Source organism: Pseudomonas sp. Emmai, assembly GCF_055179735.1.
Genome location: NZ_CM143685.1, coordinates 4,436,145 through 4,451,854, shown reverse-complemented (window position 1 = coordinate 4,451,854; position 15,710 = coordinate 4,436,145). Strand labels below are relative to the sequence as shown.

13 protein-coding genes are annotated in these 15,710 nt (G+C 61.2%); 4 read left to right on the top strand and 9 right to left on the bottom strand.

Translation table 11 applies throughout. The annotated features are described in order from the left end of the window. Positions 1-119: 119 nt before the first annotated feature. The 3 genes from ACY4LX_RS20455 to ACY4LX_RS20445 all read right to left on the bottom strand — a co-directional run bounded on the left by ACY4LX_RS20455 (position 120) and on the right by ACY4LX_RS20445 (position 3,429). Positions 120-1,010 (bottom strand): SMP-30/gluconolactonase/LRE family protein, encoded by an 891-nt coding sequence (locus tag ACY4LX_RS20455; protein WP_463257620.1) that lies wholly within the window; start codon positions 1,008-1,010, stop codon positions 120-122. Between the two features lie 26 nt (positions 1,011-1,036). Then, positions 1,037-1,855: an NAD-dependent epimerase/dehydratase family protein gene (locus ACY4LX_RS20450; protein ID WP_149661400.1), complete on the bottom strand. Its 819-nt coding sequence runs from the start codon at positions 1,853-1,855 to the stop codon at positions 1,037-1,039. A gap of 278 nt (positions 1,856-2,133) precedes the next feature. After that, complete coding sequence (locus ACY4LX_RS20445; RefSeq protein WP_463257619.1) at positions 2,134-3,429, bottom strand: OprD family porin; 1,296 nt, start codon at positions 3,427-3,429, stop codon at positions 2,134-2,136. Between the two features lie 373 nt (positions 3,430-3,802). Between ACY4LX_RS20445 and ACY4LX_RS20440 the strand changes: the two genes are divergently transcribed. Next, positions 3,803-5,467, top strand: coding sequence for an MFS transporter (locus tag ACY4LX_RS20440; RefSeq protein ID WP_149661401.1), 1,665 nt, complete (start codon positions 3,803-3,805; stop codon positions 5,465-5,467). After that, a complete protein-coding gene (locus ACY4LX_RS20435) occupies positions 5,464-6,609 on the top strand; it encodes an HlyD family secretion protein (RefSeq protein WP_463257618.1) in 1,146 nt (381 codons plus the stop codon). Before ACY4LX_RS20440 ends, ACY4LX_RS20435 begins: the two co-directional genes overlap by 4 nt. Positions 6,610-6,718: 109 nt before the next feature. On the opposite strand, the gene copD is transcribed toward ACY4LX_RS20435, so the two are convergent. The 3 genes from copD to ACY4LX_RS20420 all read right to left on the bottom strand — a co-directional run bounded on the left by copD (position 6,719) and on the right by ACY4LX_RS20420 (position 8,444). Beyond that, positions 6,719-7,579 carry a copper homeostasis membrane protein CopD gene (gene copD, locus ACY4LX_RS20430; RefSeq protein WP_463257617.1) on the bottom strand — a complete coding sequence of 287 codons (861 nt, stop codon included), beginning with the start codon at positions 7,577-7,579 and terminating at the stop codon, positions 6,719-6,721. A 3-nt stretch (positions 7,580-7,582) separates the two neighbouring features. Continuing rightward, positions 7,583-7,936 carry a copper homeostasis periplasmic binding protein CopC gene (gene copC / locus ACY4LX_RS20425; RefSeq protein WP_149661404.1) on the bottom strand — a complete coding sequence of 118 codons (354 nt, stop codon included), beginning with the start codon at positions 7,934-7,936 and terminating at the stop codon, positions 7,583-7,585. Positions 7,937-8,003: 67 nt separating this feature from the next. Next, positions 8,004-8,444: an acetyltransferase gene (locus tag ACY4LX_RS20420; protein ID WP_463257616.1), complete on the bottom strand. Its 441-nt coding sequence runs from the start codon at positions 8,442-8,444 to the stop codon at positions 8,004-8,006. A gap of 135 nt (positions 8,445-8,579) precedes the next feature. On the opposite strand from ACY4LX_RS20420, the gene ACY4LX_RS20415 reads away from it, so the two are divergent. Then, positions 8,580-9,200, top strand: coding sequence for a TetR/AcrR family transcriptional regulator (locus tag ACY4LX_RS20415; protein WP_149661406.1), 621 nt, complete (start codon positions 8,580-8,582; stop codon positions 9,198-9,200). A gap of 110 nt (positions 9,201-9,310) precedes the next feature. On the opposite strand, the gene preA is transcribed toward ACY4LX_RS20415, so the two are convergent. From preA to hydA, 3 genes are all read right to left on the bottom strand, one after another. Then, on the bottom strand, positions 9,311-10,585 hold the full coding sequence (preA, locus tag ACY4LX_RS20410) for an NAD-dependent dihydropyrimidine dehydrogenase subunit PreA (protein ID WP_149661407.1): 1,275 nt from the start codon (positions 10,583-10,585) through the stop codon (positions 9,311-9,313). Then, positions 10,586-11,953, bottom strand: coding sequence for an NAD(P)-dependent oxidoreductase (locus tag ACY4LX_RS20405; RefSeq protein ID WP_149661408.1), 1,368 nt, complete (start codon positions 11,951-11,953; stop codon positions 10,586-10,588). A gap of 162 nt (positions 11,954-12,115) precedes the next feature. Next, complete coding sequence (gene hydA, locus ACY4LX_RS20400; protein WP_463257615.1) at positions 12,116-13,555, bottom strand: dihydropyrimidinase; 1,440 nt, start codon at positions 13,553-13,555, stop codon at positions 12,116-12,118. 622 nt (positions 13,556-14,177) lie between these two features. Here hydA and ACY4LX_RS20395 point away from each other — a divergent pair. After that, positions 14,178-15,662, top strand: a complete 1,485-nt coding sequence (locus ACY4LX_RS20395; RefSeq protein WP_463257614.1) for an NCS1 family nucleobase:cation symporter-1 — start codon at positions 14,178-14,180, stop codon at positions 15,660-15,662. Positions 15,663-15,710: the final 48 nt, after the last annotated feature.

Genomic DNA, 15,710 nt, shown 5'->3' with positions numbered 1-15,710 from the left:
GGGAGCTTGCTCCCGTTCGGCTGCGCAGCAGTCGTAGAGTCAGGCAACTCAGTGTGTTTGAAGGATTGCGGGGGGCCGCTTCGCGACCCAGCGGGAGCAAGCTCCCTCACCACAGGTCATCAATAGTCGCGACATAAAGGTTCAGGCAAGCCCTTCACGCCGGGATCAAGGGCAAACACCCCACCCGCCAACGATTGCTCGTCATGGTCATCCCCAGGGCGAATCGAGGTCACGAACAACGTGTCCAGCCCACTGCCCCCAAACGCGCACATGGTCGGTTTCTTCACCGGCACGGCGAGTGAACGGTCGAGCCGGCCATCCGGGGTGAAGCGGTGAATCAGCCCGGCGTCGTTGGCGCAGATCCAGTAGCAGCCCTCGGCATCCACCGCTGCGCCATCGGGGCGGCCGCTGTAGTGATTCATGTCGACGAACAGGCGCCGATTGCTCGGCGTGCCGCTCTCGATGTCGTAGTCGAACGCCCAGATCTGCTGAGACAGTGGATGCGAATCAGACAGGTACATCGTCCGGCCATCCGGGCTGAAGCCCAGCCCGTTGGGAACCAGGAAACCAGAGAGGCGTGCCTCGATCGGCCCACGCTGCCCGCTGCTGTAGCGATACAACGCGCCTTCCGCCACATTGGCCCCCATGTTCAGCACCATGCTGCCGGCCCAGAAACGGCCCTGGCGATCACAGCGCCCATCGTTCAGGCGCATGTCGGGACGGGCGTGATCGACCTGGGCCAGCTGTTCGCTGTCGAGGCTACCGTCGCTGTGCGGGCGCAGATGAAAGAACCCGCTCTCCATCCCGGCGACCCAGCCGCCGTCGCTGTGTCGGGCCATGCAGGCGAGCATTTCCGGGGTTTTCCAGGCATGCACATGCCCGGTCGCGGCGCTCCAGCGTTGCAGGCCGCCAGCGGGAATGTCGACCCAGTACAGGGCGTTTTCCTCAGGCACCCAGACCGGGCATTCACCGACCGCGTTACGGGCATCGACAATCAATTCGGCTTGCATGGACGCTCATTCCCTTGGAGGTTGGCTCAATCGCCGAACGGACCGGACGCGACAAACGCGCCACCCTGGTAAACCATCGCCGGGTCATCCGCGGCCGGCATTGGTTGCGCTTCGATCTTGTCGCGGAACACTTCGGAGTTGTCCTGTGGCACGTAGCCCAGGCCAGCGGCGTAACGGTTGTCCCACCAGACGTTCTTGTTGTCGGACACGCCGTAGACGATGGTGTGGCCGACATTCGGCGCGTACAGCGCGCGTTCGAGCAATTGGGTCAGGTCGCCGAAGCTCAGCCAGGTGCTCATCATGCGGCGGTTTTGCGGTTCCGGGAACGAGGAGCCGATGCGCACGCTGACGGTCTCGATGCCGTAGCGATCGAAGTAGAAACTGGCGATGTCTTCGCCGTAGGACTTGGACAAACCGTAGTAGCTGTCCGGGCGGCGAGGGGAGCGGGCGTCGATCACTTCGTCCTGCTTGTAGAAACCGATGACGTGGTTGGAGCTGGCGAAAATCACCCGCTTCACGCCATGCCGACGCGCGGCTTCGTAGATGTGGAACACGCCGCAGATATTGGCGCCGAGGATCTCTTCGAACGAGTGCTCGGTGGACACCCCGCCGAAGTGCAGGATCGCGTCCACGCCTTCGACCAGTTGATGCACGGCCTGCTTGTCGGCGAGGTCGCAAGTCACGACTTCTTCGCGGTCATCGATGGCCGGGGTGATGTCGACGATGTCCGACAGGCGAATCACGTTGGCATAAGGGCGCAGGGTTTCGCGCAGGACTTTGCCGAGGCCACCGGCGGCACCGGTCAGCAGCAGGCGATTGAAAGGGGCAGGGGATGTCGTGGTCATGGAAATTCCTGAATTCAGAGTCATTGCAGTTGTTGTAAGTTGTCGTATGACTTGGGCGGAGTATCGTTAGCCTTTCCGGTGGTTGTCAACGCGTTGGTGGTTGAAATGGACGGAGGGTTACAACGTCGGTCTTGAGTAAAGCACCTGCCCTGTGGCGAGGGAGCTTGCTCCCGCTGGGCTGCGCAGCAGACCCAAAATAGTTGGGAGCGCTTCGCACTCCAGCGCGAGCAAGCTCGCTCGCCACAGGGATTGAGTCGCTCCTTATGCCAGTGCTCGCCTCACAACAACGAAATCGGATAGCTCACAAAAATCCGGTTCTCATCGAACTCATTGGTGCTGAAGTCCTTGCGAATGCTCGCATTGCGCCACTTGACGTTGAGGTTCTTCAGCACGCCGCTCTGCACGGTATAGGCCAGTTCGCTTTCGCGGCCCCATTCCTTGCCGTCGGTGATCGCCCCGGTGTGCACGTTATCGCCGCTGATGTAGCGGTTCATCAGGGTCAGGCCGGGAATGCCCAGGGCGACGAAGTTGTAGTCGTGGCGCACTTGCCAGGATTTTTCCTTGGCGTTGTCGTAGCTCGAGTTGTAGCTGTCGTTGGCCAAGGTGCCGCCGCTGGTGCCGTTGACGCGCATCCAGGCATCGTCGCCGCTGAGTTTTTGCAGGCCGACATAGAAGGTGCTGCCGCCGTATCTGGCCGAGAGCATGGCGAACGCGGTTTTGTTGTCGAGGTCGCCGGCCAGGGCGCTGCCGTCTTCCTTGCCGATGAAGTAGCCGAGGTTGGCACCCAGGGTCCAGTCGCCGATGGGTTGGCTGTGGCTCAGGTTGAAATATTTCTGCTGATAGATGTCGCTGAGTTCCGAGTACCAGACGCCGACGAGGGTGCGCTTTTCATTGAAGGTGTATTCACCGCCGCCAAAGTTGAAGCGATCCGAGGTGAACGCCGCTTTGCCGTTCATCGACATGTCGTCCATGCTCGAATCGTTGCGTGGGCTGTTGGCGCGGAACTGGCCGCCGTAGAGCTTCAGGCCATCGATTTCGCTGGACGTCACCTGGCCGCCGCGGAAGGTTTGCGGCAGGGAGCGGCCGTCGTCCGAGCGCAGGACGGGCAGCACCGGCATCCACTCGCCGACCTTCAACTCGGTCCTCGACACCTTGGCCTTGAACGCCACGTTGGTGCGGCCGAAGTTATCCGCCGGGCGCCCGTCGTGATCCAGCGGCAGCAGTCCCGTGCCGCCGGTGCCTTGGCCACCGTCGAGTTTCTTCGAGTACAGGCCCAGCACATCCACACCGAAACCGACGGTGCCTTGGGTGAAGCCGGACTTGGCGTCGAGGATAAAGCTTTGCGTCCACTCTTCAGCCTTGCCCTGGGGGTAGGCCGGGTTGGTGAAGTTGCGATTGAAGTAGGCATTGCGCAGGTTCAGCGTGGCGCTGGCGTCGTCGACAAAACCTTCGGCGTGGCCAGTCATGGGCAAGGCGAGGGCCAGGCTGCTGCAACCGATCAGGCTTAGGGTGTGGCGGCGGATGAAGGTCGGGCGAGGGGTGCAGACGGCGGAATGACGGACGAGTTTGCTCACTGTGACTTCCCTTTGTTTCTTGTTGTTTTTATTGTTTGTTATACGTCGTCGTACAACATGGCGGCGATTATTTGCGTGGCTTTGCGGGGTTGTCAATCAGAAGTTGTACGATGACATGGGGCGAGCGCACGACTTGTAGGAGCGAGGCTTGCCCGCGAAGACGTCGTCCCAGTCGATATCGATGTCGAGTGAAAGATGACTGTGGCGAGGGAGCTTGCTCCCGCTGGGCTGCGAAGCAGACCAAAAATACTGGGAGCGCTACGCACTCCAGCGGGAGCAAGCTCCCTCGCCACAGGTGCGATGCCCACAGGGATGTGTGTTTTGCCCGACGATTTTGCGGCAAACTGGCGCCATCTCAACACAAGGCCCTTGAATGGATCACTACGCCCCGCGCAACTGGCAACCCCACGAACGGCCCAGTTTGCCCGGTTCTCCTTCGACGCCCGATCACTCCAACCCCAAGCGCCTGGCCTATGCGCTGGTGGGTTTGCTGGTGGCGTTGACCGGTGGCCTCGGCAATTCGCTGGTGATTGCCAACCTGCCTTACCTGCAAGGCGCGCTCGGCGCGACCACCGCCGAGATGGCCTGGCTGCCGGCGGCCTACGTGATGACCAACGTCTCGATGAACCTGCTGCTGGTGAAGTTTCGCCAGCAGTTCGGCTTGCGTGCGTTCACCGAAGTGTTCCTGGTGCTCTACGCCCTGGTGACCTTCGGCCATCTGTTCGTCAACGACCTGAGTTCGGCGATCGCCGTGCGCGCGGCCCACGGCATGGTCGGCGCGGCGCTGAGTTCGTTGGGCCTGTATTACATGATCCAGGCCTTCCCGGCGAAATGGCGGATGAAGGCGCTGGTGCTGGGCCTGGGGGCGTCGCAACTGGCGTTGCCGCTGGCGCGATTGTTCTCCGAAGACCTGATGCAAATCGCTGAATGGCGCGGCTTGTACCTGTTCGAATTGGGCATGGCGCTGCTGACGCTGGGCTGCGTGTTCCTGCTCAAGTTGCCGCCGGGCGACCGCTTCAAGACCTTCGAAAAGCTCGACTTCCTGACCTTCGCCATCCTTGCCAGCGGCGTGGCCCTGCTGTGCGCCGTGCTGTCCCTGGGACGTATCGACTGGTGGCTGGAAGCGCCGTGGATCGGCGTCGCGTCGGCGGCGTCCATCGTGCTGATCCTCGCCGGCCTGGCCATCGAACATAACCGCAGCAACCCGATGCTGATGACCCGTTGGCTCGGCAGCGGCGTGATGATTCGCCTGGCCCTGGCGGTGATCCTGATTCGCATGGTGTTGTCTGAGCAATCCACCGGCGCGGTCGGCTTCATGCAGATGCTGAACATGAGCAGCCAGCAACTGCACAGCCTCTATGTGGTGATGTTGCTCGGCAGCATCGCAGGTCTTGCCACCAGCGCCCTGACCATCGACCCCAAACACCTGTTTATGCCGCTGATCGTGTCCCTGGCGCTGATGGCGGTCGGCTCGGTGATGGACAGCTACTCGAACAACCTGACCCGCCCGGAAAACATGTACATCAGCCAGTTCCTGCTGGCTTTCGGCGGCACGTTTTTCCTCGGCCCGACCATGGTCCTGGGCACGCGCCGGGTGTTGACCAATCCGCGCAATCTGGTGAGTTTTTCGGTGCTGTTCGGGATCTGCCAGAACCTCGGCGGCTTGATCGGCGCGGCGCTGCTGGGCACGTTCCAGAGCGTTCGCGAAAAATTCCATTCCAGCAATATCGTTGAACACCTGACCCTGCTTGATCCGCGTGTCGCGGCACGGGTGCAGAGCGGCGGCAATGCGGTGGGCTCGATGATCGCCGACCCGAGCCTGCGCAACCTGCAAGGCATTCGCAGCCTGGCCACCGCCGCCACCCGCGAGGCCAACGTGCTGGCCTATAACGATGTGTTCATGCTGATCGCCGTGATTGCGGTGCTGACCATGATCTGGATTTCGATTCGCGCCCTGTGGCTGATGAGCACCACCCAAGCCGTCGCCCCAGCGCCTGCCACTCCTTCCGTTCAACCCAGCGGTGCCACTTCTTCATGACTGAACCGACCACCACGACCACCAATGCCATCGCCGCCACCCCTGAAGGCGTGGCGCCACCGTCCACGCCGGCCACCGAACCGCGTTCGCTGCGGGTGCGGATCATCTCGTCCATGGGCTTCGCGGCGATTGCCATCATCGGTGTGCTGATTGTGTTGTATGCCTGGCAATTGCCGCCGTTCAGCAGTGCTGTGGAAACCACGGAAAACGCCTTGGTGCGCGGCCAGGTGACGATCATCGGCCCGCAACTCAGCGGTTATGTGTACGAAGTGCCGGTGACCGACTTTCAGTTTGTGAAGGCCGGCGATTTGCTGGTGCGTCTCGATGACCGGATCTACAAGCAACACCTCGATCAGTCCCTGGCGCAACTGGCGGTGCAGAAAGCCGCGCTGGCCAACGTGGTGCAGCAACGCAACAGCGCCGAAGCGACCATCAAGTTGCGTCAGGCAGCGGTCGCCGACAGTCAGGCCCAGCAGCGCAAGAGCGAAGCCGATCTGCGGCGCAACAAAGAGCTGATCAATGACGGCTCGGTGTCCAGGCGCGAACTGGACGTGACCCTGGCCGCCAACGCCCAGACCATCGCCGCCGTGGCCCAGGCCCAGGCTAACCTGGAAATTGCCCGGCAGGATTTGCAAACCGTGATCGTCAATCGCGGCTCGCTGGAGGCGGCAGTGGCCAGCGCCGAAGCGGCGGTGCAACTGGCGCGCATTGACCTGTCCAACACCCGCGTCATTGCCCCGCGTGACGGCCAACTCGGGCAGATCGGCGTGCGCCTCGGGGCCTACGTCAACTCCGGCGCGCAGTTGATGGCACTGGTGCCGAACCAGTTGTGGGTGATCGCCAACATGAAGGAAACCCAGATGGACGACGTGCGCGTCGGCCAACCGGCGAGCTTCACCGTCGACGCGCTCGACCATCGTAAATTCAAGGGCAAGGTGCAGCGGATTTCGCCGGCCACGGGGTCGGAGTTCAGCCTGTTGCAGGCGGACAATGCGACCGGTAACTTCGTCAAGATCGCCCAGCGGGTGCCGGTGCGGATTACGGTGGATGAGGGGCAGGAGCAGAGTGAGCGGTTACGGCCGGGGATGTCGGTGGTGGTCAGCATTGATACGGCCGCAGAAGGGCATACCGATATCCCCTGAAACGCACCGGCCCGGGTAGGAGCGAGGCTTGCCCGCGAAGGCGGACTGTCAGCCGACATCAATGTTGCCTGACACACCGCTTTCGCGGGCAAGCCTCGCTCTTACAGGGTTAACCGGTAATCATCGGCGGCAGGGTACCGAGCAACGAAACCGCCGCCACCGCGCCCATCCCCAGCAACCACTCCAGCAGCACACTGGTTTGAAGCGCGCCAACCCGCTGTTCGCAATCCTTGATCCGCAACCGATTGAACAGCGCCAGCCCCAGCATCACCGCCACCAGCACGACCTTGATCAACAGAATCAAGGCAAACCCGGACAACAGCGGTGTCGGCCAAAACGCCCCGGTCAACACGCGAACGTTGATCAAACCGGTGATCACCAGTCCCGCCACCAAGCCATAACCGACTCCGCTAAAGCGCCGCAGTATCGTGCTCAGCCCGTGGCCGTTCGGCTGGCGCAGGATCATCACCAACAGCATCAACCCACCGAGCCACGCACCGACGCAGGTCAGATGGATGATCTGATTGAGGATCAGCAACTGGCCGCTGAGCCCGTCAAGCATCGCGCCATGGCCGACCGGCGCCAGGGTCGCGAGCAGCAAGCCGCTTACGATCAGCCTCAGCGGCACGTTCGCGCGCAGCGGCGTCAGCAGCAACACGAGCAGCACGGCATTGAGCAGCAGGTGCCAACTCCACACCTGGCCGAAAAACGTATTGCGCAGCACCAGGCTCAAGGTCGACGGATCGAACGCCGCATCCCAGGCCCCGGCCATGCTGGCGGTGATCAGGAGCAGCCAGGTCCCGCCGCTGACCAAGGCCACGACGGTCAGCCAGCGAGTGATGCGCGCCAGTTGTCGATCCAGAGGGTCGGCGTCAGCGTTCAGCAACAGCGGCCGGAACACCCAGGCCCCGAACAGCATCAACACCACCACAAAATGCAGGAAGCGGCACAGCACCAGCGCGTCGGTCATGAATTACTGGCCAACCTTGAAGCTGTAGGCGCCTTCACTTTTGTGGGTATCGACCGACACCGCGTGCCATTCGACCTTGTACTCACCCGCCGTTAACGGCGCGTCAGGGGTAACGATCAGGGTTTTCTTGTCGCTGCCTTCGGTGGCCAGTTTTTTCGCTGGTACGCCGTTGATGGTCACTTTGGTAAAGGTCGCTTCAACCCCTTCGGAAAACACCAGGCGCAATTCCGTCGGCGCGCTAACGGTGCTGTCGGCCGCCGGAACCTGGCTTTTCAGATGGGCATGGGCGAACACCGACGAAGCGGCGAGCAGGGAGCCGAGCAGGGCGGCGGTGGTCAGGGCTTTTTTCAGCAGCATGGTCAGTTACCTTCTGGGCAGATTAATGGGCGTCACTTAAGCATGAACGCTGTGCGCCGGGAAATGTTTACGCCGGGCGTAGTTGCAGGTGAATGATGGGGAACGGCCGACCTTCGCCATCGGTGGGCGAGCGGCTGGTCTGTTCAAAACCATAGTGCAAATAGAAGCCATGGGCCTGGGGATTCTGTTCATTGACGTCGACGCGCAGGGTCGTGTGCAGCGCTTTGACGTGGTCGAGCAACTGGCGGCCAATGCCCCGGCCCCGTTGCGACGGTTCGATAAACAGCATCTGCACGATGTTGTCGCCGGTGGCGATAAAGCCGGCGGGCGTGCTGTCCGGGTCTTGCGCGACCCACACCGTCAGCGCCGGCAGGTAGGCATCGCGCACCAGCGGCAGGAAGAACTGAACATCGTCCTCGCTCAGAAAGTCATGGGTCGCGCGCACCGAGCGTTCCCACAGGGTGGCGAGGGCGGCGTCGTCGGTGGCAACGCGAGGTCGAATGTTCACGGCGGGTGATCCATCGCGGCGGGAAAGTGCGGCGGATGCTACCCAATCGGTTTTCCCCGGGGAAGTGAAAAAGGCCTGTCGCCGCGACCCAGAGCGGATGCTAGTCTTGGGCAACGCTGTTGTCAGGGAGCCCTCATGGGCAATCACAAGATCGAGATCCGTCGCAGTAACGTCGAGAAAATCCTGCTGGGGGCCGAGAAGGTCTTCGCCGAAAAAGGCTTCGGCAGCACCGCCATGGCGGACATCGCCGCCGAAGTGCAACTGCCGCGCTCCAATCTGCATTACTACTTCAGCACCAAGGGTGAGCTGTACAGCGCGGTGTTGTTCGACCTGCTGGAAGTGTGGAAGCAGGACGCCCTGTGCTTTGAAATGTTCGACGACCCGCGCGTGGTGCTCAGCAGCTACATCCGCGCCAAGATGAACCATTCCCGCAGCCGGCCGTACGGTTCGAAAGTCTGGGCCAACGAGATCATTCACGGCGCGCCAACCTTGGGCGAGGCGCTGGACGTGAGCCTGTACGACTGGGCCAAGATGAAAGAAGCGAAAATTCGCCAGTGGGTGGAGGACAAACGCATCCTGCCGGTGGAGCCTTCGGCGCTGCTGTACATGATCTGGGCCTCGACCCAGCATTACGCCGACTTTGATCATCAGGTGAATATCCTGAATGACCATCAGCCGTTGTCGGACATGCAGTTCGAACGGGCGGTGCAGACGGTGACCAGTGTGATATTGCGCGGGATCGGGTTGGAGCCGTAAGCCGATCGTTCCCACGCTCCGCGTGGGAATGCCGCCCGGGATGCTCTGCGTCCCATTGGAACGCGGAGCGTCCCTTGAGGCATTCCCACGCGGAGCGTGGGAACGATCAGTTACAGGGCGACGTGGTAGGGGTTTCTCGGATCATGATTCCAGTCCAGAAACGGTTTGCCCGTATCCATCGGCACCATCTCAATGCAATCCGCCACCGGGCAGGTAATCTGGCACAGATTGCAGCCCACGCACTCATCATCGATCACTTCATATTTATGCGTCCCGTCGGCCTGCCTGAGGCTGGCAATCGCCTGGTGCGACGTGTCTTCACACGCAATATGGCAACGGCCACAACCAATACACGCCTCCTGATCAATCTTGGCAATCACCTGATAGTTGATGTCGAGGTACTTCCAATCCGTCGTATTACCCACCGCGCGCCCGGAAAAGTCCGCGATGCTGGCGTAGCCCTGACTGTCCATCCAGCGCGATAAACCGTCCTTCATCTCATCGACGATGCGGAACCCATGGAGCATCGCCGCGGTGCACACCTGCACCGCGCCGCTGCCCAAGGCGATGAATTCCGCCGCGTCGCGCCAACTGCCGATGCCGCCAATGCCGCAGATCGGCAGGCCCTGGGTCTGAGGGTCGCGGGCGATTTCGGCGACCATATTCAGCGCAATCGGCTTCACTGCCGAGCCGCAATACCCGCCGTGGGTGCTTTGGTGGCCGACGGTGGGGATGGCGACCATTTGTTCCAGGTTGACGCTGGTGATCGAGTTGATCGTATTGATCAGCGACACCGCATCGGCGCCGCCACGGTGGGCCGCACGGGCGGCGACGCGGATGTCGGTGATGTTCGGCGTGAGCTTGACGATCACCGGCAGCGAGCAATAGGTCTTGCACCAACGGGTGACCTGTTCGACGTACTCCGGCACCTGACCGACCGCCGCGCCCATGCCCCGTTCCGGCATGCCGTGGGGGCAGCCGAAGTTCAGCTCGATGCCGTCGGCCCCGGTGGCTTCCACCAGCGGCAGGATGAATTTCCACGACTCTTCGACGCACGGCACCATCAGCGACACGATCAGAGCCCGGTCCGGCCAGTCCTTTTTGACCTGGGTGATTTCCCGCAGGTTGATTTCCAGCGAACGGTCGGTGATCAGCTCAATGTTGTTGATGCCCATGACCTCGCGGTTGGCCCCGAAGTGCGCCGAGTACCGCGAAGACACATTGACCGCCGCCGGGTCTTCCCCCAGGGTTTTCCAGACCACGCCGCCCCAGCCAGCCTCGAAGGCGCGGACCACGTTGTAGGCTTTGTCAGTGGGTGGCGCGGAGGCCAGCCAGAACGGATTGGGGGCTTTGATGCCGGCGAAGACAATCGAGAGATCGGCCATTTACGCAGCCTCCACGTTGAGCATGAGTTGGGCGTTGATCGCTTCGGCGGCGAGTTTGCCGTGTTGCACCGCTTGCACGGTCAGGTCCTGATCGAGGCTGGTGCAGTCGCCACCGGCATACACGCCGGGGATGCTGGTGCGCAGGTTTTCATCCACGTGGATGCGCTCGCCCTGACGCTTGAGTTCCCGGGCCAGCGGGTCGGCGAGGGCGCTGCCGTCGAAGGCCTGGCCGATGGCTTTGAAGATCGCGTCGGCGGCCAGTTCGAAGGTTTGCCCGGTGGTTTGCAGGCGACCGTCGACCATGTGCGTGCGGGCGAAACGCATGCCGCGCACATTGCCTTGATCATCGAGCAGCACTTGTTCCGGTTGTGCCCAGGTCAGCAAACGCACCTGGTTGGCCTTGGCAATGTCTTGTTCGTGACCGGTGGCGCCCATGTCCTCGACGCCACGGCGGTAGACCAGATTGACGTCATGAGCCCCAAGACGCGCCATTTGCACCGCCATGTCGATCGCGGTGTTGCCGGCGCCGAGGACGATGCAACGGTCGGCCAGCGGCAGTTGCGTCAGGTCATCGGCTTGGCGCAGTTCGCGGATGTAATCGGTGGCGGCGAGCAGCCCCGGCGCGTCCTCGTGATCCAGCCCGAGTTGTTTGCTCGCCGCCAGGCCCAGGCCGAGGAACACCGCGTCGAATTGTTGATGGAGTTCGCTGAGGGTCAGGTTTTCGCCAAGTTTCTGCCCGTGACGGATTTCGATGCCGCCGATTTGCAGCAGGAAATCCAGTTCTTTCTGGGCGTAATCGTCCACCAGTTTGTACTTGGCGATTCCGTATTCATTGAGGCCGCCAGCCTTTTCCCGGGCTTCGAAAATCACCACGTCATGGCCGTGCATGGCACTGCGGTGAGCGCAGGACAAACCGGCCGGGCCGGCACCGACCACGGCGATGCGCTTGCCGGTGGCGGCGGCGCGCTGGAACGGGTGTTCGCTGAAGTGCGCGTTGTCCACGGCGTAGCGTTGCAGCAGGCCGATCAACACTGGCGCGCACTCATGATCGTTGTTGCGCACACACGCTTGCTGACACAGGATTTCCGTCGGACAAACCCGGGCGCAACTGCCGCCAAGGATGTTCGCCGAAAGGATTTTCTGCGCGGCGCCCTGGACGTTTTCCGTGTGGATATTGCGGATGAACGACGGAATATCAATCTCGCTCGGACAGGCATTCACGCACGGCGCGTCGTAGCAATACAGACAGCGCGAAGCTTCCAGATGGGCCTGACGGTCGTTGAGCGGCGGCGCCAGGTCGGTGAAATGACCGGCGAGGGCGGCCGCATTCTCGTAGGGATGCGGGAGGTGGTTCAGGGTCTTGATCACGGTTTAAGGCCTCATGGTTTTTGAGGTGTCTGCCTCTGGTGGGCAGTGGGTTGATCGTTCCCACGCTCCGCGTGGGAATGCCTCAAGGGACGCTCTGCGTTCCAATGGGACGCGGAGCGTCCCGGGCTGCATTCCCACGCGGAGCGTGGGAACGATCATGGGTCAACGCTTGACGGCAACCGGCTTATTCAACTCAGCCCGCTTGCTCAGCAAATCAAACACCGCCGGATACGCCGGCCGTTCGACGTACCGCCCGGCCCCGCGCTCGGCGCGCAGATCGCCATCGGCCCAGACCACGCGGCCCTGGCTGACGGTATGGCTGGGCACACCGCGCACGGTCTTGCCTTCGAAGATGTTGAAATCCACCTGCTGATGGTGGGTTTTGGCGGAGATGGTGCGCGTGCCTTCCGGGTCCCACAGCACCAGGTCCGCATCAGCGCCAACGCGTATCGCGCCTTTGCGCGGGTAGAGGTTGAAGATCTTCGCGGTGTTGGTGGAGGTGAGGGCGACGAAGTCCTGCATCGAAAACCGTCCAGTGTTCACCCCTTCATCCCAGAGCACCGCCATGCGGTCTTCGATGCCGGCGGTGCCATTCGGGATCTTGCTGAAATCGTCCTTGCCGGCGGCTTTTTGCTCGGCGCAGAAGCAGCAATGGTCGGTCGCGGTGGTGTGCAGGTTGCCGGATTGCAGGCCATGCCAAAGCGCTTCCTGATGGCCGCGCGGGCGGAAGGGCGGACTCATCACGTAACCGGCGGCGGTCTGCCAGTCCGGGTGTTGATAGACGCTGTCGTCCAGCAGCAGATGCCCGGCGAGGACTTCGCCATAGACCTGTTGCCCCTTGCTGCGAGCGTAGGTGATTTCGTCGAGGGCTTCCTTGGTCGAGACATGCACCATGTACAACGGCGTGCCAATGGTTTCGGCAATGCGAATCGCCCGGCTCGCCGCTTCGCCTTCCACTTGCGATGGGCGAGACAGTGGATGCGCTTCCGGCCCGGTGATGCCCTGGGCCATCAACTTGCGTTGCAGGTGATAGACCAACTCACCGTTTTCCGCATGCACGGTCGGCACCGCGCCGAGTTCCAGGCAGCGCTCGAAACTCGCCACCAGGGTGTCGTCAGCGGCCATGATCGCGTTCTTGTAGGCCATGAAGTGCTTGAAGCTGTTGATGCCGTGATGGCTGACCAGCTCGGCCATTTCCTCGCGCACCTGCTCGCTCCACCAGGTGATCGCGACGTGGAAACCGTAGTCCGATGCCGACTTCTCGGCCCAGCCGCGCCACTGATGAAACGCCTCCATCAACGACTGCTGCGGATTGGGAATCACGAAGTCGATGATCGACGTCGTCCCCCCGGCCAGACCCGCCGCCGTGCCACTGAAAAAGTCTTCACTGGCCACGGTGCCCATGAAGGGCAGTTGCATGTGGGTGTGGGGGTCGATGCCGCCGGGCATCAGGTATTGGCCGCTGCCGTCGAGCACTTCGGCACCGGCGGGAACATCCAGGTTTTCACCAATGGCTTTGATCACGCCGTCGGCGCAATACACATCAGCACGGTAACTTTCATCATGGGTAATAACGGTGGCGCCACGGATCAACAGAGACATTCCGAGTTCCTCGCAGGCATGACCGACTTATGCCGGTTCTAAATGTTTTATATGAAGCCGGCGCAAACAGGTGTATTCCTGTCAGCGCTGTCAGGAATAGACGCTAGCTGGTGTTTATCGAATGAGCAAGAATAATTTTCATAAGCTTATATCGATATTAACTTATTGATTAATAAGGATTAAAAACTGAAATCACCAAAATGGTGAGGCCGATCACCATTTTGACGCACTTGACAGGATCGAAAAAAAGACCAGATTTCCTATGTGAAATCAGCCGCTTGAGGATGGACTATGGTTGATGCGCAAGTTTTAAAAAAAGAGGGATGCACCAGATTGAGTCCTGACGGTTCCGACAACTTGCTGCGCATTCGGCCTGAGTGATGTGGCAAGTAACCGAAGACTCAATAGTTGAATGAATAAAACTGATAAGCATCAGTTGTTTAGCAAAGTTTTATGGCACAGCAAGAGGCGCCAGCGGGAACCCCGGCACGTTTATTGATGCCGCCGCTGACACCTTGGCCGGTCCATGAAAGTTGTCAGTTCCTCCGGCCATCGTCGGCTCGTGCCCCCCAGGCGCCAGCCCCTGATGAGCAAAAATAATTCAAAGAACAGTGGAGCGGCCATGCAACAGATCAGATCGCAAGTGACCGAGCGCGACGGCTTGTTTGAGCTCGAAGCCGGCACCGACGTCCTCGACAGTCCCCGTTACAACCACGACATGGCACCGACCAAGGTGCACGAACGAACCTGGAACAAATGGCACATCACCGCGCTGTGGATCGGCATGTCGATCTGCGTGCCCACGTATACCCTCGGCGGCGTGCTCACCGCGTATTTCGGCCTGAGTGTCGGCGAGGCGCTGCTGGCGATTCTTATTGCCAACCTCATCGTCCTGATCCCGCTGACCCTCAACGCCTTCGCCGGGACCAAGTACGGCATTCCGTTTCCGGTGTTGCTGCGCTCGTCCTTCGGCATCCTCGGCTCCAACGTGCCGTGCCTGATTCGGGCGCTGGTGGCGTGCGGCTGGTTTGGCATTCAGACGATGTTTGGCGGGTTGGCGATTCACCTGTTTCTGGGCTCGATATTCGAAGGCTGGAAATCCCTCGGCGGCACCGGCGAAGTCATCGGTTTCATGACCTTCTGGACGCTGAACCTGTGGGTGGTGCTGCGCGGTGCCGAATCGATCAAATGGCTGGAAACCCTGTCCGCACCATTGTTGGTGGCGGTCGGCATTGGTCTGCTGGTGTGGGCGATGCCCAATGTGTCGATGACCGAACTGCTGGCAATTCCAGCCAAACGCCCTGAGGGTGCGAGCGTGGTCAGTTACTTCGCCGCCGGGCTGACGGCGATGGTCGGGTTCTGGGCCACGCTGTCGCTGAACATTCCGGACTTCAGCCGCTATGCCAAAAGCCAGAAGGATCAGATCCTCGGGCAGATTTTCGGCTTGCCGCTGACCATGTTCCTGTTCGCCGCCCTCGGTGTGGTGATGACCGCCGCGTCGGTGAAACTGGTAGGCGTCACTGTCTCCGATCCGGTCAGCCTGATCGGGCATATCCAGAGCCCGGTCTGGGTTGCGGTGGCCATGGCGCTGATCATCATCGCCACGTTGTCGACCAACACCGCCGCCAACATTGTCTCGCCCACCAACGACTTCCAGAACATCGCGCCCAAAGTGATTAACCGCACCAAAGCCGTGCTGCTCACCGGTCTGGTCGGGTTGCTGCTGATGGGCCATGAGTTGCTGAAAAAGCTCGGGCTGATCGTCTCCGACGTGAGCCTGGATACCGTCTATTCCAACTGGTTACTGGGCTACTCCAGCCTGCTCGGGCCCATCGCCGGGATCATGGTGGTGGACTACTTCCTGATCAAGAAACAGCAACTGGACTTGGCCGGGCTCTATCGCGATGACGTGTACCCGGCGTGGAACTGGTTCGGGTTTATCGCCTTTGGCGTGCCGGTGGTGCTGACGTTGCTGTCGCTGGGTAGCGATGCGTTCAGCTGGTTCTACAGCTACGGCTGGTTTACCGGGTCGGCGCTGGGCGGGTTGATTTATTACGGGTTGTGTTCGATGCGGACCAGTCCGTCGGTTGTGAAATCTTCGGTGTGATTGCTGGCCTCTTCGCGGGCAAGCCTCGCTCCTACAGATTCGCACAGT